This is a genomic window from Cryobacterium algoritolerans (assembly GCF_004402785.1).
Lineage (GTDB): Bacteria > Actinomycetota > Actinomycetes > Actinomycetales > Microbacteriaceae > Cryobacterium > Cryobacterium algoritolerans.
In genome coordinates, this window is record NZ_SOFP01000072.1 from 15,498 (window position 1) to 36,952 (window position 21,455).

Annotated in this window: 22 protein-coding genes; 9 read left to right on the plus strand and 13 right to left on the minus strand. The window is 68.3% G+C overall.

Annotation, left to right across the window (positions count from 1 at the left end):
- The first annotated feature begins 45 nt into the window (after window positions 1–45).
- From fliP to csrA, 7 genes are read left to right on the plus strand one after another with little or no spacing between them, the layout of a single operon-like run.
- Window positions 46–870, plus strand: a complete 825-nt coding sequence (gene fliP, locus E3O19_RS14625; RefSeq protein ID WP_134568928.1) for a flagellar type III secretion system pore protein FliP — start codon at window positions 46–48, stop codon at window positions 868–870.
- A complete protein-coding gene (gene fliQ, locus E3O19_RS14630; RefSeq protein ID WP_134568785.1) occupies window positions 870–1,145 on the plus strand; it encodes a flagellar biosynthesis protein FliQ in 276 nt (91 codons plus the stop codon). The genes fliP and fliQ overlap by 1 nt, the downstream gene beginning before the upstream one ends.
- Window positions 1,145–1,903, plus strand: coding sequence for a flagellar biosynthetic protein FliR (locus E3O19_RS14635; protein WP_134568787.1), 759 nt, complete (start codon window positions 1,145–1,147; stop codon window positions 1,901–1,903). Before fliQ ends, E3O19_RS14635 begins: the two co-directional genes overlap by 1 nt.
- Entirely contained in the window at window positions 1,904–3,010 is a 1,107-nt protein-coding gene (locus E3O19_RS14640) for an EscU/YscU/HrcU family type III secretion system export apparatus switch protein (protein ID WP_134568789.1), read from the plus strand.
- Window positions 3,007–5,058: a flagellar biosynthesis protein FlhA gene (locus tag E3O19_RS14645; RefSeq protein WP_134568791.1), complete on the plus strand. Its 2,052-nt coding sequence runs from the start codon at window positions 3,007–3,009 to the stop codon at window positions 5,056–5,058. Before E3O19_RS14640 ends, E3O19_RS14645 begins: the two co-directional genes overlap by 4 nt.
- Window positions 5,033–6,145 (plus strand): hypothetical protein, encoded by a 1,113-nt coding sequence (locus tag E3O19_RS14650; RefSeq protein WP_134568793.1) that lies wholly within the window; start codon window positions 5,033–5,035, stop codon window positions 6,143–6,145. The genes E3O19_RS14645 and E3O19_RS14650 overlap by 26 nt, the downstream gene beginning before the upstream one ends.
- Before the next feature lie 9 nt (window positions 6,146–6,154).
- Window positions 6,155–6,415 carry a carbon storage regulator CsrA gene (gene csrA / locus E3O19_RS14655; protein ID WP_134568795.1) on the plus strand — a complete coding sequence of 87 codons (261 nt, stop codon included), beginning with the start codon at window positions 6,155–6,157 and terminating at the stop codon, window positions 6,413–6,415.
- Between the two features lie 196 nt (window positions 6,416–6,611).
- Here the strand turns inward: csrA and E3O19_RS14660 are convergent, their stop codons facing one another.
- The 5 genes from E3O19_RS14660 to E3O19_RS14680 all read right to left on the minus strand — a co-directional run bounded on the left by E3O19_RS14660 (window position 6,612) and on the right by E3O19_RS14680 (window position 11,904).
- Window positions 6,612–7,682 (minus strand): glycoside hydrolase family 130 protein, encoded by a 1,071-nt coding sequence (locus E3O19_RS14660; RefSeq protein ID WP_134568797.1) that lies wholly within the window; start codon window positions 7,680–7,682, stop codon window positions 6,612–6,614.
- Window positions 7,683–7,684: 2 nt separating this feature from the next.
- Window positions 7,685–8,518, minus strand: coding sequence for a carbohydrate ABC transporter permease (locus tag E3O19_RS14665; protein WP_198413926.1), 834 nt, complete (start codon window positions 8,516–8,518; stop codon window positions 7,685–7,687).
- Window positions 8,515–9,468, minus strand: coding sequence for a carbohydrate ABC transporter permease (locus E3O19_RS14670; protein ID WP_134568799.1), 954 nt, complete (start codon window positions 9,466–9,468; stop codon window positions 8,515–8,517). The genes E3O19_RS14665 and E3O19_RS14670 overlap by 4 nt, the downstream gene beginning before the upstream one ends.
- 9 nt (window positions 9,469–9,477) lie before the next feature.
- On the minus strand, window positions 9,478–10,764 hold the full coding sequence (locus E3O19_RS14675) for an ABC transporter substrate-binding protein (protein WP_134568932.1): 1,287 nt from the start codon (window positions 10,762–10,764) through the stop codon (window positions 9,478–9,480).
- A 114-nt stretch (window positions 10,765–10,878) separates the two neighbouring features.
- Window positions 10,879–11,904 (minus strand): LacI family DNA-binding transcriptional regulator, encoded by a 1,026-nt coding sequence (locus E3O19_RS14680; RefSeq protein ID WP_134568801.1) that lies wholly within the window; start codon window positions 11,902–11,904, stop codon window positions 10,879–10,881.
- 433 nt (window positions 11,905–12,337) lie between these two features.
- Here E3O19_RS14680 and E3O19_RS14685 point away from each other — a divergent pair, with 433 nt between their 5' ends.
- Both E3O19_RS14685 and E3O19_RS14690 read left to right on the plus strand, forming a co-directional pair.
- Window positions 12,338–13,777, plus strand: coding sequence for a lipase maturation factor family protein (locus E3O19_RS14685; protein WP_134568802.1), 1,440 nt, complete (start codon window positions 12,338–12,340; stop codon window positions 13,775–13,777).
- Window positions 13,770–15,212, plus strand: coding sequence for a phytoene desaturase family protein (locus E3O19_RS14690; RefSeq protein WP_134568804.1), 1,443 nt, complete (start codon window positions 13,770–13,772; stop codon window positions 15,210–15,212). Before E3O19_RS14685 ends, E3O19_RS14690 begins: the two co-directional genes overlap by 8 nt.
- A 72-nt stretch (window positions 15,213–15,284) precedes the next feature.
- On the opposite strand, the gene E3O19_RS14695 is transcribed toward E3O19_RS14690, so the two are convergent.
- Genes E3O19_RS14695 through idi form a run of 8 tightly spaced genes read right to left on the minus strand, consistent with a single transcriptional unit; the run spans window position 15,285 to window position 21,376 of the window.
- Window positions 15,285–15,701, minus strand: a complete 417-nt coding sequence (locus E3O19_RS14695; protein WP_241981396.1) for an RNA-binding S4 domain-containing protein — start codon at window positions 15,699–15,701, stop codon at window positions 15,285–15,287.
- 52 nt (window positions 15,702–15,753) lie between these two features.
- A complete protein-coding gene (locus E3O19_RS14700) occupies window positions 15,754–16,653 on the minus strand; it encodes a prenyltransferase (protein ID WP_134568806.1) in 900 nt (299 codons plus the stop codon).
- The gene (locus tag E3O19_RS14705) at window positions 16,646–16,951 is read right to left on the minus strand and encodes a lycopene cyclase domain-containing protein (RefSeq protein ID WP_134568808.1); all 306 of its coding nucleotides are present in this window, start codon (window positions 16,949–16,951) and stop codon (window positions 16,646–16,648) included. Before E3O19_RS14705 ends, E3O19_RS14700 begins: the two co-directional genes overlap by 8 nt.
- On the minus strand, window positions 16,948–17,286 hold the full coding sequence (locus E3O19_RS14710) for a lycopene cyclase domain-containing protein (RefSeq protein ID WP_134568810.1): 339 nt from the start codon (window positions 17,284–17,286) through the stop codon (window positions 16,948–16,950). The genes E3O19_RS14705 and E3O19_RS14710 overlap by 4 nt, the downstream gene beginning before the upstream one ends.
- Complete coding sequence (gene crtI, locus E3O19_RS14715) at window positions 17,283–18,911, minus strand: phytoene desaturase family protein (RefSeq protein ID WP_134568812.1); 1,629 nt, start codon at window positions 18,909–18,911, stop codon at window positions 17,283–17,285. The genes E3O19_RS14710 and crtI overlap by 4 nt, the downstream gene beginning before the upstream one ends.
- Window positions 18,908–19,801, minus strand: a complete 894-nt coding sequence (locus tag E3O19_RS14720; protein ID WP_134568814.1) for a phytoene/squalene synthase family protein — start codon at window positions 19,799–19,801, stop codon at window positions 18,908–18,910. The genes crtI and E3O19_RS14720 overlap by 4 nt, the downstream gene beginning before the upstream one ends.
- A complete protein-coding gene (locus E3O19_RS14725) occupies window positions 19,798–20,844 on the minus strand; it encodes a polyprenyl synthetase family protein (protein WP_241981397.1) in 1,047 nt (348 codons plus the stop codon). Before E3O19_RS14725 ends, E3O19_RS14720 begins: the two co-directional genes overlap by 4 nt.
- The gene (gene idi, locus E3O19_RS14730; RefSeq protein WP_134568816.1) at window positions 20,837–21,376 is read right to left on the minus strand and encodes an isopentenyl-diphosphate Delta-isomerase; all 540 of its coding nucleotides are present in this window, start codon (window positions 21,374–21,376) and stop codon (window positions 20,837–20,839) included. Before idi ends, E3O19_RS14725 begins: the two co-directional genes overlap by 8 nt.
- Window positions 21,377–21,455: the final 79 nt, after the last annotated feature.

Consider the following 21,455-nt stretch of genomic DNA (forward strand, 5'->3'; position numbering starts at 1 on the left):
GCCCTGCGGGCAGACCGACGCTGGCGCATCGCCCGGGTCTTCGTGATGGCGGCCCTGGTCGTTGTGATCGTGGCGGCGATCGTGCTCGTCATCGCCCCGGCCGGGCATGCCGCGCCGGTCAACCCTGCGCCGATCGACCCCACCCCGCCGATCGACCCCACCCCGCCGACCGAACCGGCCGCCCCGACCACGCCGGCCGGCGGCGGCCTGAATGTGTCCATCAACGGGCCCGACGGTTCGCCGTCCTCGGCGATCGTCACCCTGATCGGCATCACGCTGCTCTCGGTCGCACCGGCGCTCCTGCTGATGATGACCTCGTTCACCAAGATTTTCGTGGTGCTCGCGATGACCCGCAACGCGCTCGCACTACCGTCCATCCCGCCGAACCAGGTGCTCGCGGGCCTGGCCCTGTTCCTGTCGTTGTTCATCATGGCGCCGATCCTGACCGACATCAACGAGCACGCCCTCCAGCCCTACCTGAACGGCACGCTTTCGTTCGATGACGCGGTGACCATCGGTTCGGGGCCGCTGCGCACGTTCATGCTCGCGCACACCAGGGAGGAAGACCTCGCCCTGATGACGAGGGCCGCCGACCAGCCCAACCCGGCGAACCGCGACGCGGTCAACCTGCTCACCCTGATCCCCGCCTTCATGATCTCCGAGCTTCGGGCCGCGTTCATCATCGGCTTCGTCATCTTCGTGCCGTTCCTTGTCATCGACCTCGTCGTCTCCGCCGCCCTGATGTCGATGGGCATGATGATGCTGCCGCCGGTGATGATCTCCCTGCCGTTCAAGATCCTCCTCTTCGTGCTCGTCGACGGGTGGGGTCTGATCATCACCACCCTGATCAGCAGTTATCGGGGGGGCTGATGGACACCAACGCCGTTCTCGACATCGGGCTCCAGGGCATCCTGGTGGCCGGCATGCTGTCCGCCCCGATCCTGATCACCGCCCTCGTCGTGGGCTTCGCGATCTCCCTGCTCCAGTCGATCACCCAGATCCAGGAGGTGACGCTCTCCTTCGTGCCCAAGGCGATCGCCGTTGCCGTGGCCCTGATCGTCTCCGGCCATTGGATGATCTCCGAGATCGTCTCGTTCACCCATATGCTCTTCGATAAGATCCCCGCGCTCATCGGCGGCGGCTGATGAACATCACCCTGGACTTCGCGTGGATCGAAGCGGTCATGCTCGCCGGGGTGCGCATGGTCGCGTTCCTCATCGTGGCGCCACCGTTCTCGTACAACGCAATTCCGCTGCGGATCAAGGGCATGCTGGCCCTCGGGCTCGCCCTGGCCGTCTCGCCGCAGGTGACCCCCGGCTACGTCTCGCCCGACACGGCCGGTTTCATCGGCGCCCTGATCCTCGAGATCATGGTCGGCGGGGTGCTCGGCTTCCTGGTCCTCGTCGTCTTCTCCGCCATCCAGTCCGCCGGCAACCTGATCGACATGTTCGGCGGGTTCCAGCTGGCCCAGGGCTTCGACCCGCAGGCCATGATCAACGGCGCCATGTTCACCCGGCTTTACCAGATGACGGCCCTGGCGCTCCTGTTCGCCTCCGGCGGCTACCAGCTGATCATCGGCGGCCTCGCCCGCACCTTCGCAGCCCTGCCGATCGGAGGCGGCATGAACCTCGCCGTGCCGATGCAGGCCGTGACCACGGCGGTCGGGCAGATGCTGCTCGCCTCGGTGCAGATCGCCGGCCCCCTGATCGTCGTGCTTTTCCTCGCCGACGCCGGCCTTGGCTTGCTCACCCGGGTGGCGCCCGCCCTCAACGCGTTCGCCCTCGGCTTCCCGCTCAAGATCCTGATCACCCTGTCACTGGGCGCCGCCGGTTTCGTCGCGCTCCCGCGCATCGTCTCCTCGCTGACCGGCGTCGCCGTCGGCACGATGATGGGGGTGAAGTAGATGTCGGACTCCGGTGAAAAGACCGAGCAGGCGACCGATAAACGGATGCGCGAGGTGCGCTCCAAGGGCCAGCTCTCCAAATCCCAGGACCTCACCGCGTGGCTCGGCATCGGCGCCGCCGCCATCATGACCCCGGTCACCATCTCCCTCGGCGCCCAGGCCGGCACCAGCCAGATGATCAGCATCCGCTCCCTCGTCGCCCGGCCGGACCCCGAACTGGCCGTTCAGATGCTGGGCGAATCGCTCGGCTCGATGGCCGGCGTCCTCACCCCGATGCTCGCGACGGTATTCGTCACCGTGCTGATCGGCGCGGTGGCCCAGGGCGGTGTGCACTTCAAGAAGGTCGCCGGCAAGTACGAGCAGTTCAACCTGGTCACCGGCTTCACCCGCACCTTCGGCGGGCAGGCGGTCTGGCAGGGCGTCAAGGCGCTGCTCAAGACCGTGGCCGTCGGCCTGGTGCTCACCCTGGTGATCCAGGGCCTGATGCCCATCCTGATGACCGCCGGGGGCCTGCCCGTGATGGCGCTGATCGGAGCGGCCGGCGGCGGCGCGGCCTCCCTTGTGCAGTCCGCGGTGATCGCGGGTCTCGTACTCGCCGCCGCCGACGTGTTCGTCGTGATCCGCCGCAACCGCAAGCGCACCCGGATGACGAAGAAGGAGGTCAAGGACGAGAACAAGAGCTCGGAAGGTGACCCCCAGGTCAAGTCCCAGCGCCGGTCTCGGCAGCTGGCGATGAGCCGCAACCGGATGATGGCGGCCGTCGCTACCGCCGATGTCGTGCTGATCAACCCCACCCACTTCGCCGTCGCCCTGAAATACGAACCGGGCAAGTCCGCGCCGCGCGTCGTCGCGAAGGGCGCCGGAGTGATCGCCGCCCGCATCCGGGAGCAGGCCGAGACCGACACCGTCCCCATTGTGCGCGATATCCCGCTCGCCCGAGCCCTGCACGCCGAGTGCGAGATCGGCCAGGAAATCCCGGTCGAGCTCTACAACGCCGTCGCCCGGGTGCTGGCCTTTGTACTGGCCCTGAAGACCCGTGGCTCCGGCGCCGGGTCCGGCGTGCACACCGTAACCGAACCTGCCCTGATCAACGGAGGCCACCGATGAACCGCAACCTCGCCAAACTCGCCGTGCCGATCGGCGTTGTCGGCATCATCCTGCTGCTCGTCGTGCCGGTGCCGGCGGTGCTCCTCGACGTCCTCATCATCATCAACATCCTGCTCGGCCTGGTCACACTGCTGACCACCATGTTCGTGAAGAAGCCGCTCGATTTCTCGGTCTTCCCCTCGCTGCTGCTGGTGGCCACCCTGTTCCGGCTCGGCCTGAACGTGGCCTCCACCCGCCTCGTGCTCGGCGACGGCTACGCCGGCCAGGTCATCGCCTCCTTCGGCCAGGTTGCCGTCGGCGGGTCGATCATCATCGGCGCGGTGATCTTCCTGATCCTCGTCGTGATCCAGTTCGTGGTCGTCACCAAGGGCGCCGAACGGGTCGCCGAGGTGGGCGCCCGGTTCACCCTCGACGCCATGCCCGGCAAGCAGATGGCGATCGACGCCGACCTGAACGCCGGCCTGATCACCGACACCCAGGCCAGGGAGCGCCGGGCCGAGGTGTCCGCCGAGGCCGACTTCTACGGCGCCATGGACGGCGCCTCGAAGTTCGTCAAGGGTGACGCGATCGCCGGCATCATCATCATCATCATCAACCTGGTCGGCGGCATCGCGATCGGCATGATCCAGCGCGGCCTGGAGATCGGCGAGGCGATGAGCACCTACTCGCTCCTCACCATCGGCGACGGCCTCGTCACCCAGATCCCTGCCCTGCTGATGGCCGTCTCCACCGGCATGATCGTCACCCGCTCGAACGCGGAGTCCGACATCGGTACGACCGCTTCCGCCCAGCTCACCCAGTCCCGCAACGCGCTGATGATCGCCGGGGCAGCCGCCCTCCTGATGGCGCTCATCCCCGGCATGCCGATCATCCCGTTCGTGGTGATCGGGGTGGCCCTGATCCTCTTCTCCCGGCGGATCAAAGCCGGTGAGGAGCGCGACCAGGCCGGTAAGGATGCCGCGGTCGCGGCCGAGGGGCTGGCCCCGCGGTCGGACACCGCCGAAGACCTGATCGAAACCATGCGGGTGCACGCGCTCGAGATCCTCCTCGCGCCCGACCTCGTCGACCTCGTCTCCGGCGCCCAGGACGACCTCCTCGCCCGGGTGCGTTCCCTGCGCCGCAAGATCGCGATGGACCTCGGCGTCGTGGTGCCGCCCGTTCGCACCAGGGACAGCGTCGACCTGCCCTCGGCGACCTATGTCATCCGTATCGCCGGCGTCGAGGCCGGCCGCGGCACGGCCCCCGCCGGCAAGGTCCTCGCCCTCGGCGACGCCCTCGAGCTGCTGCCCGGCACCGCCACGGTCGAACCGGTCTTCGGCCTGGCCGGCAAGTGGGTGCCAAGCGAGATGCGTCACAGCGCGGAGATGACCGGGGCGACCGTGATCGACCGGGTCTCCGTGCTCGTCACCCACCTCTCCTCGATCATCACCGGCAACGCGGCCAGGCTCCTCACCAGGGAGGACGTGCGCGTGCTGACCGACGGGGTCAAGCAGGTCAACCCGTCCGCCGTCGACGACCTGATCCCCGGCCTGCTCTCCCTCGCCGAGGTGCAGCGCGTGCTGCAGGGGCTGCTGGTCGAACTGATCCCGATCAACGACCTGCCCCGCATCTACGAGTCCCTCTCGCTGCGGGCGAAGGTCTCCGCCGACCCGGAGGGACTGGTCGAGGCAGCCCGCCAGGCGCTCGGCCCGGCGCTCACCGCCCAGTACCTCGACGACGGACTGCTCCGGGTGATCATGATCGAGCCGGGGCTCGAACAGTCCATGCTCGAGGGCATGCGTCCCTCCGAGCAGGGCACCCAGATCATGCTCGACGCGGCGAGGATCGACGCCATCCTCGGCTCGCTCAAGGAGGCCCTGGCGAACGTCGAGGCGAGCGGGCTGACCGCGGTGCTGGTCTGCGCGCCCGCGCTGCGCCCTGCCATCCGCCGCCTGCTCTCCGCGCACGCCGGCGGGCTGCCGGTGCTCTCCTACCAGGAGGTGACGTCGGCGAACGTTGCCATCGAGACGGTGGGAGTGGTTCGTGGAACCGAAACGATTTCTGCTTGAAGGTGCCACCCTCGAGGGGCTGAAGGCGCGCATCCTCTCCGAACACGGTGCGGATGCGCGCATCGTCGCCGCCGAATGCGTCACGGTCGGCGGCATCCGGGGCTTCTTCGCCAGGCGGCACTTCGAGGTCACCGTCGAGGTGCCGGAGCGGCGGCGCCGCGGCGCGCACGCCCGGTTCGGCCTGCAGGACCGGCGCGAACCGCAGGACCGGCGTGACCGGCGTGACCGGCGTGACCCGCAGGGTAGGCGCGACCCGCCGGACCAGCCCGACCTGCAGGCCAGGCTCGGCATCGCCGCCCTCCTGGACGACGCGGACGAGGCCGAGGCTCGCCTCCAGACGAGCCCGGAACTGACCCTGTCCACCGACTCCGCCGACTTCGCCCACCTGATGGATGAGCTCACCTTTCAGGCCGAACCGGATCCTGCCCCGATTGTGCTCACCGCGACTCGCGTGCGCGCCGCCGGTACCGACGTCGGGCCCATGGAGGCGCAGCCCGCCGCGCAGCCCGCCGCGCAGCTCGCCCCGCCGCCGACGCCGGTGACCCGGGTGCCTCGGCCCCTCTCGGGGCACGGGGATCTGGTCGTGCTCGTCGGGCTGCCGGATGCCGCGCTTCAGGTCGCGCGTTCGATGGCGCTCAACGGGGCCGGCGAAGTGCTCGTCGCCGGGGCGGTCCGCTCCGATGAGGGCGAACGCGCAGACGACCGCCGCACGGCGCTCTCGGCCAGGGCCAGGGGAGTCGAACGGGGCCTGACCGCCTTCGTGGCCTACGGCCTGGGCGGCAATCTGGCCGACTCGGTGACCCTGGTCGCGGCCCTGGCCGACACGCTCGCGCCGATCGGTGCCGACCAGGTCTGGCTCGTGGTGGAGGCCGGCCGAAAACCCTCGGACACCGGCCGCTGGGCCGCGGCGCTGGCCGCCATCACGCAGATCGACGCTGTCGCCGTGGTCGGGGCTTCAACCACCGGCACGCCGGGCACCGTCGACGAGCTGGGCCTTCCGATCGGCTGGGTGGACGGAGCTCCGGCAACGGCCACGACACTGGCGGGAGTGCCGAGCCTCCCAGGCCTCGCGGACGGGTCGCGCTAGGCTGGGCTGGTGCTGGTACTTACACGCAAACAGGGGGAGAAGATCCTCATTGGTGACGACATCGTCATCACCATTCTCGACGTGCGAGGCGACAGCATCCGAATCGGAATCGACGCCCCCCGCGGCGTCGGAATCCAGCGCGACGAGGTCGTGCGTGCGGTCACCGAGGCGAACATCTCCGCCAGCCACGCCGACAGCGACGCCGAGGCCCGGATCAAGGCGACACTCGGCCTCCTCGCTCCCGGCACGCCCCCGGCTCCCGCTCCGTAGCCGCCCCGGCACCCGAGCCCCCGGCACCCGAGCTCGTCGAGATCCCGTCTCCCGGCGCCCGAGTGTCCCGGTGATCGAGCTCGTCGAGATCACTGTCACCGGTCTCACCGGTCTCACCGGTCTCACCGGTCTCACCGGTCTCGACGGTCTCGACGGTCTCGACTGGCGGTCTCTGCGGGCTCGACCACCGGGGTGGTCAGGCCGGGATGTGGTCCAGGCGAGCGACGCCGATCTTCGAGTCCGCCATTCCGTAGAAGACGAAGCGCACGCCGTCGATCTCCTCGATCGCGGTCGGGAAGACCACGTTCGGCACGATTCCGCTGATCTCGTCCGGCGTCTCCGCCTTGAGCAGCGGCTCGCTCGTGCGCGCCAGGACGATGGTGGGGTCGTCGGCGTCGAGGATCATCGCGCCGGCTGAATAGTTCACCCTCTGCTGCTGGGAGAACGCACCGTCGATGGTCCCCGTAACGCCGTGGTGCATGAGCAACCAGCCCTCCGGGACGCGCAAGGGGGCAGGCCCGCCGCCGATCTTCAGCTCCTCGAACGGGAATTCCGGCCCGGCGAGGAAGCGGTGGTCGCCCCAGAAGGTCAGCTTCGTGACGTCGGCCAGCACATCGGCGACCGGCACGTAGCTGATCCAGATGCTCTGCCGGGTGTCGGTGACGCCGGCCGGAACCCGGATGCCCTCTCCCGGCTTGACCTCGCCGAGGTCCCACATCGGGCGGTGCAGCGCGGCAAAGCTCTCCACCCCGTCCGGGCCGGTGACCGGCTCGGGGAAGAAGACGGTGTCCTTGTTGTGGAACAGGTTCAGGTCCATGTCGAGGGCCTCGTCGTACTCGAACAGCACCGGGCCGAGTCGACGCCACTCGCGCAGGTCGCTGGAGACGGCGACGGCCGTTCGGGGACCGAGCGGACCGTACGCGACATAGGTCATCACGTGCAGGCCGAGGCGCGGGATGTGGGTGACCCGGGGGTCCTCGACCCCGGCGTTGTTCGCGCCGCGTTCCCAGCCCCGGTCCGGTTCGAGCACGACGCCCTCACGTTCGACCCCGGTGGGTACGCCGTCGGTGATGACGACCTTCGCCAGGCCGACCCGGGAGACGTTGCCGGTGGCAACCAGGCGGGGGAGCAGGTACAGGGTGCCGTCGGGGGTGTGGCCGCTGCCCGGGTTGAGAACGCCTTCGGCCTCGAGGTCGTTGCCGTCTTCGGGCGTCATGATGACGCCCATTCTGGTCAGGGTATAGGGAAAATTCGTTGGGGTAGTCATTTCTAACCTTTCACGCCGGAGCCGATATCGGTGGAGACAAAATGTCGTTGGAAAACGATGAAGAGCAGGACGGCCGGGGCTGCGAGCACGCAGGCTCCAGCGAGGACGGCTCCGAAGGGATTGGCGGCGGTGGCGGCCACGTTGCTGATGTAGTTGGCCAGTGCCACGGCGAGGGGCTGCATGGAGGCCTCCTTGGTGACGAGGAATGGCCAGAGAAACTCGTTCCAGGGTCCGATGAAGGTCAACAGCACCACGGTCAGGATTGCGGGGCGTACGAGCGGGATGGCGATCTTCATCAGTACGGTGATCTCGCCGGCCCCGTCGATCCTCGCCGCGTCGAACAGGTCCCGGGGAACCTGGAGGAAGTACTGGCGGAAGATGATGACGGCGGTTGAGTTGATCGCGAATGGGAGGATCATGCCGAGATAGTTGTCGGCGAGGCCGTAGTCCCTGGCGATCATGACGTAGAGCGGGATCATCAGCAGCTGGAACGGAACGACCTGGACCAGGAGCACGAGTGCGAAGGTGACCCCGCGTCCGCGCCACTGCAGCTGGGCCAGCGCATAGCCGACGAGCACCCCGAAAACGAGGGTACCGACGATGACGCCGCCGGTGAAGATGCCCGAGTTGAGCAGTCCCCGAATGAGGTTGATCCGGCTGTTGATGTCGGTGTAATTCTCGAGGGTCAGGTTGGCAGGGTTCGGGAACGCCCCACCGGGAGTCGAGTCAGGCGAGGCCTGCAACGATCCGATGATCATGTAGTAGAACGGAAAGAGGAACGCGACGGCACCGACCGACAGCACGACGCCGCGGAGGATTTTCTGGCCGCGCGTCATGACTCGTCACCTCCCGCTACCTTGCGCTGGATGAACGCGACGATGAGAACTCCGATCACGAGCACGATTCCAATCGCCGATGCCGTGCCGGGGTGGCCCTGCTCGATTCCCTTCTGGTACATGAGCAGCACGGGCGAGGTGGATGCCCCGTTCGGGCCGCCACCACCGGTGAGCAGGTACGGCTCGGTGAAGAGGTTCGCGCCGGTCACGGTCGAGAGTAGGAGAACGAGCACTGTCGCGGGACGCACGCCGGGGATCGTGACGGAGAAGAAGCTGCGCAGGGCGCCGGCGCCATCGGTTGACGCGGCCTCGTAGAGCTCCTTGGACACGCTCTGCAGCGCGGCGAGGTAGAGCAGGATATAAAAACCGAGCTGTTTCCAGGTGACGAACAGAGCGATTGTGGGCATCGCCCAGGTCGGGCTGATCAGCCAGGACGGCTTGGGGGCGAACGGGCCGAGCAGCTGGTTGACCAGGCCGCTCCCGCTGAACAGGAACAGCCACACGCCGACGACCGCGACACTCGCGGTCACGTACGGAACGTAGTAGGCCACGCGCAGGAACGTTCGGCCGTGGACCGCCTTGTTGAGCGCGGTCGCGAGCACGAGGGAGAGCACGACGGTCAGCGGCACGTTGATCAGCAGGAAGATGCCGACGTTGCCGAACGAGCGGATGACGGCCGGGTCGGAGAGCACCTCCTGGAAGTTGGCGAGGCCCACGAACGGGCGGTCGACCTGGGCGCCCGGGGCGGCGAAGAAATAGTCGTGGAACGCCATGTACGCGGCGAAGACGAGCGGATACGCGAAGACGACGATGACGAAGACGAGGTACGGCGCGCTGAGCAGGAGCCCGATCGGGTTCTTGCCGAGGAGCGGGCGGTGGCGGTGGCCCCGCCCGCCGGGAGATCGAGTGGATCCCCCGGCGGGCGGGGTCGCCGTTGCGGTGGTGGACATTGGCAGACGCTACTTCGCCCCGACCAACTGGTTGATCTTCGTGGCGGCGTCGGTAAGAAACTTCTTCACATCACCCTCGCCGAAGATGACCGACTTGGAGTAGGCGTCGCGGAAGTCCTGCCACACCTCGACCGAGTTGGACACGTTGGGAACCTCGACCGTGCGAGCGGCCTGGTCACCGAACTGCAGGTAGGCCGGGTTGGCCTTGAAGTACTCCGGGTATGCGGTCGGCAGGTCGCCACGGATCGGCATCTGGCCGGTTAGGTCGAGCAGCTGGCCATCCTGTGCCTTGCTGGTCGAGAACTTCAGCACGTCCCAGGCGGTGGCCTGGTTCTTGCACGAGGAGTACATTGCGACGTTCTTGGCATCACTGAACGTGTAGGTCTTGTCGGCGGCCGTGCCCGCGCTGGTGGGAACGGGAACCGCACCCCAGTTGACCTTGTCCTTATAGACCGGCACGGCCCACGGGCCGACGATCGACATGGCGGCAACGCCGTCAGCGAAGGAGTCGCTCTGGTACTTCTCCTTGCTCGCGAGACCCTCGGTGTACAGGGTCTTCCAGAACTCGGCGACCTTCGCGCCGGTGGCGTCATCGAAGGTGGCCTTGCCGTCCTTCACGAGCTGCTGGCCGCCGCTCTCGGCGGCGTACAGCGGGTAGAAGTCGAACCAGCTCTGGTAGAACTCGCTCGTCGGCGACGGGAAGATGGCGTTCTTGGCCGCGCCGCTGGAGACCAGGGTGCGGGCCGTGGCAAGGAATTCGTCATAGGTTGCCAGCGACGGGTTCTCGGCGTCGAGCCCGGCCTTGGTGAACATGTCCTTGTTGTAGAAGATCATCACAGGGTTGGACTTCCACGGCATCTGGTAGAACTTGCCGTCGACGCTCTTGTACTGCGCGGCGGTCTCGCCGCTGCGGTCCTGGATGTAGGAGGCACCGTCCTTGAAGCTGCTCAGGTCGACGAGTCCACCCTGCTTCTGGAACTGTGGCACGGCCACGGGGGCGGTGTTGTAGATCAGGCAGGGCGCGTTCCCGGCCGTGATGGCGGCGCCGATGACTTCCTCGCTGCTCTTGCCGGCCGGAATCTCCTGCGCCTTCACCTTTTCGTTCGGGTGGTCTGCGTTCCAGGCCGTCACCATCTGCTTGCCCCATTCGATCTCGCTCGAGTTGTTCGAGTACCAGATCGTGATCGGGCCGCGCGCCGTGCTGGCGTCGCCGCTCGTCCCACCCGAGGCGCAGGCGCCGAGCGCCAGCACCACGGTGGCCGAAGCGGCCGTGACGGCGAGAAGCCGCCGGGTCATTCCCTTGCTGTGCATGTGTTTCTCCATTTCCTAAGATCGCAGCAGCCCTGCTGCGGGTATATTCGTGGGTCGTGGGTCGTGGGTCGTGGGTCGTGGGTCTCTAGGCCGGGCTGTTCAGTGCCGAGTCGGCGGAGCGGCCGAGCCTCGGATGATGAGCCTGGCGGCGGGCAGGTCCACGTCATCTGCGCGGCCGTGCTCCATCAGTTGCAGCAGTGTCGTCGCCGCGGCGCGGCCCCATACCGCCGGCGCAGCGCTGACGGTGGTCAGCGGCGGGAACACGTAGCGGCAGAAGTCGATGTCGTCGAAGCCGGTGATCGAGAGGTCCTCGGGAACTCGGATGCCGAGCTCGTGCGCCACGCCCAGGCCGGCGATGGCCATCGGGTCGTTGGCGTAGACGATCGCGGTCGGTCGGATCGCCTGGCCGAGCAGCCGGCGGGTGGCGTCAGAGCCGGCCCGCGCAGAGAAATCGGTCTCCACGGTCTGCCCATCCGGCAGCCCGGCCGCCGTCATCGCGGCCGCGAACGCCTCTCGGCGACGGGTGCCGTGCAGCAGGTTCGTGCTGCCGGCGACGTGCGCGATGCGGCGGTGGCCGAGGTCTGCGAGATAGCGAACGGATTCCATCACCCCGGGGGTGTCGTCAATGGTGACCGCGGGGAACGGGCTGTCACCTTCGGCGCGCCCGAGGGTGACCGCAGGCAGGCCCAGTTCGGTCAGAAGCGGGATGCGGGCGTCGTTGTGGCGCAGGTCGCTGAGGAACACCCCGTCAACCCGCCCGTCGGCGACCAACGACCGATAGGTCTGCAGTTCGGTTTCCTCGTCGGGCACCACGCTGAGCACCAGCGCGCGACGCTCGGCGGCCAGGATCGATTCGACGCCGGCGATGAACGACGGGAAGAACGGGTCGGAGGCGAGAACCTCCGGGTTCCTGGCGATCACGAGCCCGAGCGCGAATGAACGCTGGGTGGACAGCGAACGAGCCCGGAGCGACGGCTTCCAGCCGAGGTCCTGGGCAACCTGAAGGATGCGCACCCGGGTTTCCGCGCCGACCCCCGGTCGGTTGTTCAAGGCGAATGAGACCAGGCCCTTGCTCACGCCGGCCGTCCTGGCCACATCGGCGATCGTCACCTTCTCAGCACTCACGGAGGCCTCCTCATTGATCGCCAGCCGCGGGTTTCACCCATGAACTGAACCGGTTTAGTCAACTATACCGGTTTAGCAACCGTCGTCAAGCGACCGTCGTCAATCAACCGTCGTCAATCAACCGTCGTCAATCAACCGTCGTCAAGCGACCGTCGTCAATCAACCGTCGTCAAGCGACCGTCGTCAAGCGACCGTCGTCAAGCGACCGTCGTCAAGCGACCGTCGTCAAGCGACCGTCGTCAAGCGACCGTCGTCAAGTACCCCGTAGCCAAGCAACCTTCTCCAAGTACCCCGTCGCCAAGCAACCGACATGAAGAATAGGTCCCGCCACCGTCGGGCCCCCGGAGCCGACGGATGGCCACCTCGTGCTCGACCCGCCCGGGCCTCGGACCCCATTGAAGGCCGTTGCGCTCGGGCCTATGGTGAATCCACCATGGACTGGTTCAATGCGGGAGACTCCGAGTTCGCGCGGCAGATGCTGCAGCGCGGCGTTGCCGCGTGCTACGTGATCGGCTTCATCTCGGCGGTCAACCAGTTCCCGGCCCTGCTCGGCGAGCACGGTCTGCTCCCGGTGCCGGAATTGGTCTCCCGGATCAGGTTTCGCCAGTCGCCGAGCCTGTTCCACTGGCGGTACTCCGACCGGATGCTGCTGGCCCTGGCCTGGTCCGGCGCGGCCCTGGCCGCCGCACTGGTGGCCGGTCTGCCGCAACTCGGACCGCCGTGGCTGCCGCTGGTCGCCTTCCTGCTGCTCTGGGCCGGCTACCTGTCCATCGTCAACGTCGGTCAGACGTTCTATTCGTTCGGCTGGGAGAGCCTGCTACTCGAAGCCGGCTTCGTGGTCGCGTTCCTCGGGTCGAACGAGGTGGCACCGCCGATCACGGTGATCCTCTTCTGCCGCTGGCTGCTGTTCCGGCTGGAATTCGGTGCCGGGATGATCAAGATCCGCGGCGGCCGGGAATGGCGCGACCTGACCGCGCTGTTCTATCACCACGAGACGCAGCCGATGCCGAATCCGGTCAGCTGGTACGTGCACAACCTGCCGAAGTGGTTCCACCGTGGCGAAGTCATCGGCAACCACTTCGCGCAACTCGTGGTGCCGTTCTTCCTGTTCGCACCGCAACCGGTGGCATCCGTCGCCGCCACCATCATCGTGCTGACCCAGCTCTGGCTCGTGTTCACCGGCAATTTCGCCTGGTTGAACTGGATCACGATCGTGCTTGCCTTCTCCGCCGTCGATGACAACGCCTTCCGCGCCGTGCTGCCCGGGCTCCCGGCCGCGGGCGAGTCCCCGGCTGCACCCCTCTGGTTCGTCGTGGTCGTGCTGGCCGCCACGCTCTTCCTGCTGGTGCTCAGCCACCGGCCCTTCCGCAACATCTTCGCCCGCCGGCAGCTGATGAACGCGAGCTTCAACCGCTACCACCTGGTCAACGCCTACGGTGCCTTCGGCACGGTCACCACGGAACGGTTCGAGGTGGTCGTCGAGGGCAGCGACGCGGCCGACCCTCGCGACGCGACCGGCTGGCGTGCCTACGAGTTCCGGGGCAAGCCGGGCGCACCGGGGCGGATGCCGCGCCAGTTCGCCCCGTACCACCTGCGCCTGGACTGGCTGATGTGGTTCCTTGCCCTGGGCGCGCGGGACACCCGGTGGTTCGAGACGTTCCTGGTCCGGCTGCTCGAGGGCGACCGCCCCACTCTCCGGCTGCTGCGCGTGAACCCGTTCCCGGAGGCCCCGCCCCGGCAGATCCGCGCCCGCGTCTACCTGTACCGGTTCTCGACCCCGGCGGAACGCCGGGCCTCCCGCGACTGGTGGATTCGATCGGAGGTAGGACTCCTCGTCTCGCCAGTGTCCCTGGCCGGTCGGGCCCATGCCTGACGTCAATGTCGTCGGCGCCGGGCCCAACGGGCTCGCCGCGGCGGTCGTATTGGCCAGAGCGGGCCTCTCGGTGCAGGTCACCGAGCTGGCCGACGCCGCCGGCGGGGCACTTCGCACCGAGGAACTGACCCTGCCGGGGTTCCGGCACGATGTGGGCTCGGCGGTGCATCCGGCAGCGCTCGCCTCGCCGTTCTTCCGGGCCTTCGGGCTCACCGCACGGGTGCCGTTCATCATTCCGGAGGTGTCGTACGCGCATCCCCTGGACGCCACCAGAGCGGCCGTCGCGTATCGCAGCCTGGACCGGACTGCGGACGGCCTCGGCCGGGACGGTCGCGCCTGGTCTCGCTTGTTTCAGCCCGTCCTCAACCGCCTCGACGGCGTCGTCGCCCTGACCGGGAACCAGCTCCTGCGCTGGCCGGACGCCCCGGTTGCCGCCCTGGTCTACGGCATGCGGGTGGCCGGCCTCGGCACGGAACTCCAACGCGGGATCCTCCGCGGTGAGGCGGCCCAGGCGCTCTTCGCAGGGGTGGCCGCGCACGCGCCGGGGCGCCAGCCGTCGCTGGCCACGGCCGGCGCCGGCCTGCTCCTGGCCGCATACGCCCACGGGGCCGGCTGGGGCTACCCGGTCGGCGGCTCGCAGGCCATCGCCGACGCCATGGTCGCCGACATCATCGCGCACGGTGGCCGGTTTGACCTCGGCCGGGAGGTTCGGGTTCCCGGTGATCTCGAACCGGCCCGGGTGACCATCCTCGACACCTCGCCCGACTTCCTGGACCGGTTCGCCGGGCACGCTCTGCCGGCCAGGTATCGGCGGGCGCTGGCACGCTTCCGCTACGGCAGTGGGGTCGCGAAGGTCGATTTTGCACTGTCCGGCCCGGTGCCGTGGGCGAACCCCGAGCTGGTCCTCGCACCGACGGTTCACGTAGGCGGCAGCCGGGCCGAGGTGATTCGTGCGGAACGGGAGGTGGCGCGGGGACGGGTGCCGGAGCATCCGTTCGTCCTGGTCACCCAGCCGAGCGTGCTCGACTCGACCAGGGCGCCGAACGGACGGCAGGTGCTCTGGGCCTACACGCACGTTCCCCCGGGGTCGGATGCCGACCGATCGGAGGCCATCGTGCGCCGGATCGAGGAGTTCGCGCCCGGATTCCGGGACACCGTCCTGGCCACGGCGTCCTCCACCGCGCGGGCGCTGAACCTGGTCGACCCGAACCTCATCGGTGGGGACATCCTCGGCGGGCAGGTCACCCTGCGGCAACTCATCAAACGGCCCGTCGTGTCAACCCGGCCATGGAAGACCCCCGTGCCCGGACTTTACCTCTGCTCGGCCTCGACGCCGCCGGGACCGGCCGTGCACGGTATGAACGGCTGGCACGCGGCCACCCTCGTGCTGCGCGAGGAATTCGGCATCCGTGAGCCGCCCACCCTGGCGCCCTGAGCTTCCTGGCCTCGGCCCTCCGCGCCCCTCTCCGCCCCCTCCGCGCCTCGGCCCTCCGCGCCCCCTCTCCGCTCAGTCGTCGTCGGGAAGCCAGGAGGCGTCGCCCGGCTCGCCGCGCTGGGTGGCGCGCAGCTTGTCGATGTCCCGGCGCTCCCGCTTCGTCGGCCGCCCGGCGCCGCGGTCGCGCATCGGCACCAGGGCCACCTCTTCGCGCGGCGGCGGCGGCGGAGTCTTGTCGACGAAGCACTCGACGGCCACCGTGGCGCCCACCCGCTTGCTCACGATCCGGGAGACGATCAGGATGCGGTCGAAACCGTTGCTGCGCACCCGCACCTCGTCGCCGATCCGGACGGGTTGTGCAGACTTGGCGCGGTCGCCGTTGACTCGTACGTGCCCGGCCCGGCAGGCCGCGGTGGCGGATGAACGCGTCTTGTACATGCGCACCGCCCAGGTCCAGCTATCGACACGGGCGGTCATCACGGGGTCCATCCCTCGACTCTACGACCACGGGGTCCACGGGCACGCCGGGGCGCCACCCGGCTCAGGAAACGAGCAGCACCCAGCCGATGAGCAGCATGGTGACGAGGAAGCCGGTGAGGAAGTTGAGCCAGAGAAAACGTTTCCAGCCGGCATTGGCGTTCTCGGCGCGGTCGTCCGAGACAGACCGGAACGGCCAGGCGGCGGCAATGTACGGTAGGGCGAGCACCACGGCCAGCATCCCCGGCCAGCCGGTTCCGAGCATGAGTAGCCCGGCAATCGCCCAGAGTGCGATCGCGAGCCGCACGGTGCGTGCGGCCCCGAGGGCTGTGGCGATCGAGGAGATCCCGCCCTCCCGGTCCGGCACGACATCCTGCACGGCGCCGAAGGCATGGCTGGCCATGCCCCAGAAGAAGAAGGCCACGAGCAGGGCGACCAGGCCGGGCGTGACGGTGGCGCCGGCGACGACAAGACCGTACACGGCCGGGCTCACGAAGTGCGTGCTGGAGGTCATCGAATCGACGAACGGGCGCTCCTTGAACCGCAGTCCGGGCACCGAGTAGGCCACGACCGCGAACAGGCTGATCGCCAACACCAGCCAGGACCACGGATGCTGCGCCCCCGCGAGCACGAGCATCGCGCCGAGCACGGGCACCGCCGTCAGCACCCCGGCCGCAAGCACGGTGCGGTGCAGGCCGGGGTCGAGCATCGCTCCCTCGACGCCGCCCTTGCGCGGGTTGCGCAGGTCGGATTCGTAGTCGAAGACGTCATTGATGCCGTACATCAGCAGGTTGTACGGGATCAGGAAGAACACGGTGCCGACCAGGAGGAGGGCGTCCACCCGCCCGGTCGTCACGACGTAGGCGGCCGCGAACGGGAACGCGGTGTTGATCCAGCTCAGCGGGCGCGAGGACAGCAGCACCTGCCGGGTCTTCCACAGCGTCGACGTGGCCATCTCAGTCATCCGTTCTCCCCAGCAGTGACCAGAGCGCCGGCAGCAGGAGCGCCGCGGCGACCGGGTAGGCGAAGTCCTCGATCGGGGCGACGCCGAGGCGCAGCCCGTTGATCCGGTCCGGATCGTAATCGACCAGTCCGATCCCGATCATAATGTTGTCGAAGACCGCCGTGAGCACCAGCACGCCGACGAGCGCGATCCCGAGTGAGGGCAGGAGCCGCCGGTAGCCCGGTCGGAGGCGGAAGGCGACGGCGGCGACCACGGCGGCGACGAAGAGGAACACGGCGTTCAGCAGCAGGTAGGTCACCGGTCCGGTCTCACCCTCCTGATGCGCGCGGCCAACAGCAGCCGTGCGCCCTGTACGGAGTTCATCGTGAGATAGCTGAGGAACGCGAGGAAGAAGAACTCCTCCAGCGGCAGTTCAGGGGCCAGCTGCAGGCCCGTCATCAGCGTCGTCTCGCCTCGGTAGAAGATGCCGAGGCCGATCCCGGCCAGGTCCCAGGTCAGGAACAACGCCATCCCGGCACCGAGCACGATGGCCGCGCGCGCCGGCCGACGCCAGAAGAACAGGCGGAAGCGCCGGTCGAGCAGCACCATCGCCCCGAGCGACACGAGCAGGGTGAGCAGGTAGGCGAATGTCACTGCTTTTTCGACTGTTTTTTCGACTGCGTTCCCGGCACGCGTGCCGAACGTGGCTGCGGCAACGGTTCCGGGAGTGGCCCGGTACTGGTGTCAGCCCGAACCCGCTTGAGCAGGATCTCCGCGCTGATCAGGCACATCGGCAGGCCGATCCCGGGGATCGTCGTGCCGCCGGCGTAGAACAGGCCGTCGACCTTCGAGGAGGCGTTCGAGCCGCGCAGGAACGCGCTCTGACGCAGGGTGTGCGCAGGCCCGAGCGCCCCGCCGCGCCAGGAATTGAGGTCCTCGGCGAAGTCGGCCGGGCCCACCGTGCGGCGCACCACGATCCGATCGAAAAGGTCGGGGATCCCGGCCCACTCGGCGAGCTGGGCGATCGTGTCGTCGGCGATCTTCTCGATCGCCGCGGAACCGGCGCCGTCGATGCCGCCGCGGCCGAGGCCGGGGTCAGCGGGGATCGGCACCAGGATGAACATGTTCGAGTAGCCCTCCGGGGCAACGCCGGGGTCGGTCACGCTAGGCAGGCAGGCGTAGAAGGAGGCCGGCGAGGCGACGCTCGGCTTCTTGCCGAAGATGCGACCGAAGTTCTCGCCCCAGTCCTTGGTGAAGAACAGGGTGTGGTGCTCGAGCTGGGGCAGTTCGCCCCGGATGCCCAGCATCACCAGCACGGCGCCCGGCCCGGACACTCGCTTCTGCCACCAGCGCTCAGGGTAGGTCTGTTTTCCGGCCGGCAGGAGCTCGGTCTCGGTGTGGTGCAGGTCGGCGGCGGAGACCACCTGGTCGGCGTCCAGCTCGATGACCGTGCCGTCGGAGGCCCGGTAGCTGACCCCGGCCACGGCGCTTTTCGCGTCAGCCGTGGTGCGGATCCGAGTCACCCGCGCCCCCGTGATCACGTGCACGCCCTCTGCCACGGCGAGGTCGGCGATGCTGTCGATCAGCCTGGTGAAGCCGCCCTGCGGGTAGAGCACGCCGTCGGCCAGGTCGAGGTGGCTCATCAGGTGGTACATCGACGGGGTCTGGTCGGGGGAAGAACCGAGGAAGACGGCCGGGTAGCCGAGGATCTGCCGGAGCCGCGGGTCCTTCACATAGCCGGCCGCGAACTTGTCGAGCGGCTGGAGGAGTAGACGGGCGAGCCGGCCGAGCCGCGTCAGGACATCGGGTACCAGCAGAGGCCGGAACGACGCGAAGCTCGTGTACAGGAAGCGTTTCACGGCCATCTCGTAGGTGTCCTTCGCCGAAACGAGGTACCGGTCAAGCGCCGCGCCCGCGCCGGGCTCCAGACGTTCGAAGAGGCGGATGTTGTCGGCCCGGTCGGCGGCGATGTCCACCGGCTCCGGCTCGTCCTCGAAGTAGACCCGGTAGCCGGGGTCGAGCCGGGTGAGGGTGAATTGCTCGGCCGTGCTCGTGCCGAAGAGGCGGAAGAAGTGGTCGAACACCTCCGGCATCAAGTACCAGCTGGGTCCGGTCTCGAACCGGAAGCCGTCGACGCTCCAGGAGCCGGCGCGACCGCCGAGTTCGTCCTGCGCCTCGAGCAGGGTGACGTCGTGGCCGTTCCGGGCGAGAAGGGCGGCGCTGGCGAGCCCCGCGATGCCACCGCCGATGACGACGGTGTGCGGGGTGCGCTTCGTCATCGCTTCCACGCCTTGGGGCCGAATGATGCGCCGAGGGCAATCATGATCTTCTCCGGATCCGGCACCCGCACTCGGGCGCTCATCAGTTCTCGTGCGGGGGTTGCCCGCAGCTTCGTCGACAGGCGGGCGAAGAGGTCGTGGGCCGCGGTGACCGCACGCCGGCTGCCCCGCGGGAGCATGGGGAGTACCAGTTCGGCCGCGGCGAGGTCGGCGTCCATGTCGTCGAGGAGCACGTTCTTCTCCTCGTCCGTCATCGTGAGCAGGCTCACCCCGGGAAAGTAGTTGCGTCCGAGCCCGTCGCGGTCCGCGGCCAGGTCCCGGAGAAAGTTCACCTTCTGGAACGCGGCGCCGAGGCTGCGGGCGCCGGTCTCCAGCACGGCCAGGTCGGCTCTCGTGCGTGGGGCGTCCTGGATGAAGCAGCGCAGGCACATCAGCCCGATCACCTCGGCGGAACCGTAGATGTATTCGGCTACGCCGGCCGTGTCGAACGGGGCAGGATCGAGGTCCCGGCGCATCGAGGCGAAGAACGGCGCCGTGAGGTCGGCGTCGATCCCGGCCTCTCGGGCGGTGGCGGCGAACGCGTGCACGACGAGGTTGGTGCTGAAACCGTGGGTGATGGCCTCGGTCGTCTCCCGCTCGAGGCCGTCGAGCAGCGCCCGTTGTTCGTCCCGGCTCAGCCCGGCCTGGCTGGCCGCGCCGTCGACGATCTCGTCGGCGATCCGCACCAGGGCGTAAATAGTCCTGACCTGGCTGCGCACGCGGGGCTCCAGCAGCCTGGCAGCCAGGCCGAACGAGGTGGAATAGTGGCCGATCACAGTGGCCGAGCTGGCGCGCGCCGCCTGGTTATAGGTGCCGATCTCGGTCTTCGTCGGGGGAGTGCGGCGGCTCATCGAGTGCGATTCACGGCGGTGCCGGCCAGCGTCGTCAGGTGGCTGCGCAGCGCCTCCGGGATAGAGCGAGTGTCGAGGGCCGCCACGGCGCGTTCGGCATGGCTCCGGGCCAGTTCCTCCGCGGCGTCGAGGGCGCCGCAGTCACGCAGTCGCTCTTTCACCTCGGCACCCTCCTCCTCGGAGAGGTCGGCCCTGCCGATGAACGGCGCAATATCGGGCCAGGCCGCTGTCGTACCGGCGTGGGCGATCAGGGCGGTCTGCTTGCCCTCGCGCAGGTCCGAGACCACGCTCTTGCCGGTCTTCGCCGGGTCGCCGAACACGCCGAGGATGTCGTCGGTCAGCTGGAATGCCACCCCGATCAACCGGCCGAATTGACCGAGCACGTTGATGGCCTCCACCCCGGCGCCGGCCAGCACGGCCCCGGCCTGCAACGGTGCCTCGAACGAGTACACGGCCGTCTTCTGCTCGAGGGTGAACACCACCTGTTCGACCGAGAGCGGTTCCTTCGACGTGGTGTTGGTCACGTCGGCCAGCTCGCCCGCCGCGCTGACGAACACGGCGCGATCGAGCAGGTCGAGCAGCCGACCGCGGAGTTCCCGTTCGACCGGCAGCATCGCCAGGGCCCGATGGGCCTCGCTGAGGGCGAGGTCGCCGGCGAGAATGGCGGCGGTGGCGGCCCACGTGTCCGCCTGGGTGCTGACGGCCCCGTGGGCGATCGCACGCTCGATGAACCGGCCGGCGACGTTGGCCACGCCGCGGCGGGCCAGGTCGCGGTCGATCACGTCGTCATGGATGACGAATGCCGTGTGCAGCAGCTCGAAACTCACGGCCACCGTCGTGGCCAGGCTGAGGTCGGTGCCGCCGAGACCGGTGAACGCGGCCAGGACCAACGCGGGACGCACTCGTTTTCCGCCGGTGCTGGCCTGCTCCAGGCAATCCCAGAGAGCCACGTAGTGCTCGCCGTAGTCGCTCGCACGCAGCCGGGACGCGGCGAAGAATCGTTCCAGTTCCGTGCCGACCCCGATGGTCGCGATGTCAGGCACCAAAGTCGGTCAACTCCTTCATTTGAAGTCCCAGCCAGGGGCTGAAAGCCCACGGAAGGTCCAGGACGGAGCGGCGGAGCGTGGCCGGGTCGACCCAGGCGAACTCCACGACCTCGTCGGGGTTCGGAACGGGGTCGCCGCTCGCAGTGGCGACGTAGACCGGGCAGATCTCGTTTTCGACGATTCCGCTGCTGTCGACGGCTCGATAGCGGAAATCGGGGAGGATCACGGTGACACAGTCGAGTGCGAGGCCGAGCTCGAAACGAGCGCGGCGGTCGATGGCGTCCGGGATCGATTCGCCGGGGAGCGGGTGGCCGCAGAACGAATTGGTCCACACTCCGGGCCAGGTCTTCTTGACCAGGGACCGACGGGTTATGAGCACCTGCCCGAGCGGATCCAGCACGTAACAGGAGAACGCGAGGTGCAGCCGGGTGTCGGCGTCATGCATTGTGATCTTCGGGGCTGTTCCGATGGGCGAGCCGGACTCATCGACGAGCACCACGTGTTCCGCGAGCAGTTCGATCTGCGCCATGACCGCCCCTTTCCGTCCTTGGATCCACGATACTCGGAAAAGTATCTAACAAGGTTAGCTACTTGTGAGGCTAGCATGG

Excerpts from the sequence above, each read along its gene's own strand:
- E3O19_RS14720 (WP_134568814.1), bottom strand. The coding sequence starts at position 19,801 with ATGAGCCGCCGCACTCCCCCGACGAAGACCGAGATCGGCACCTATAAC.
- E3O19_RS14690 (WP_134568804.1), top strand. The coding sequence starts at position 13,770 with ATGCCTGACGTCAATGTCGTCGGCGCCGGGCCCAACGGGCTCGCCGCG.
- E3O19_RS14670 (WP_134568799.1), bottom strand. The coding sequence starts at position 9,468 with ATGTCCACCACCGCAACGGCGACCCCGCCCGCCGGGGGATCCACTCGA.
- idi (WP_134568816.1), bottom strand. The coding sequence starts at position 21,376 with ATGGCGCAGATCGAACTGCTCGCGGAACACGTGGTGCTCGTCGATGAG.
- E3O19_RS14640 (WP_134568789.1), top strand. The coding sequence starts at position 1,904 with ATGTCGGACTCCGGTGAAAAGACCGAGCAGGCGACCGATAAACGGATG.
- E3O19_RS14675 (WP_134568932.1), bottom strand. The coding sequence starts at position 10,764 with ATGACCCGGCGGCTTCTCGCCGTCACGGCCGCTTCGGCCACCGTGGTG.
- E3O19_RS14700 (WP_134568806.1), bottom strand. The coding sequence starts at position 16,653 with ATGACTGAGATGGCCACGTCGACGCTGTGGAAGACCCGGCAGGTGCTG.
- E3O19_RS14635 (WP_134568787.1), top strand. The coding sequence starts at position 1,145 with ATGAACATCACCCTGGACTTCGCGTGGATCGAAGCGGTCATGCTCGCC.
- E3O19_RS14695 (WP_241981396.1), bottom strand. The coding sequence starts at position 15,701 with ATGGACCCCGTGATGACCGCCCGTGTCGATAGCTGGACCTGGGCGGTG.
- crtI (WP_134568812.1), bottom strand. The coding sequence starts at position 18,911 with ATGACGAAGCGCACCCCGCACACCGTCGTCATCGGCGGTGGCATCGCG.
- fliQ (WP_134568785.1), top strand. The coding sequence starts at position 870 with ATGGACACCAACGCCGTTCTCGACATCGGGCTCCAGGGCATCCTGGTG.
- E3O19_RS14685 (WP_134568802.1), top strand. The coding sequence starts at position 12,338 with ATGGACTGGTTCAATGCGGGAGACTCCGAGTTCGCGCGGCAGATGCTG.
- E3O19_RS14660 (WP_134568797.1), bottom strand. The coding sequence starts at position 7,682 with ATGACTACCCCAACGAATTTTCCCTATACCCTGACCAGAATGGGCGTC.
- E3O19_RS14665 (WP_198413926.1), bottom strand. The coding sequence starts at position 8,518 with ATGACGCGCGGCCAGAAAATCCTCCGCGGCGTCGTGCTGTCGGTCGGT.
- E3O19_RS14645 (WP_134568791.1), top strand. The coding sequence starts at position 3,007 with ATGAACCGCAACCTCGCCAAACTCGCCGTGCCGATCGGCGTTGTCGGC.
- fliP (WP_134568928.1), top strand. The coding sequence starts at position 46 with ATGGCGGCCCTGGTCGTTGTGATCGTGGCGGCGATCGTGCTCGTCATC.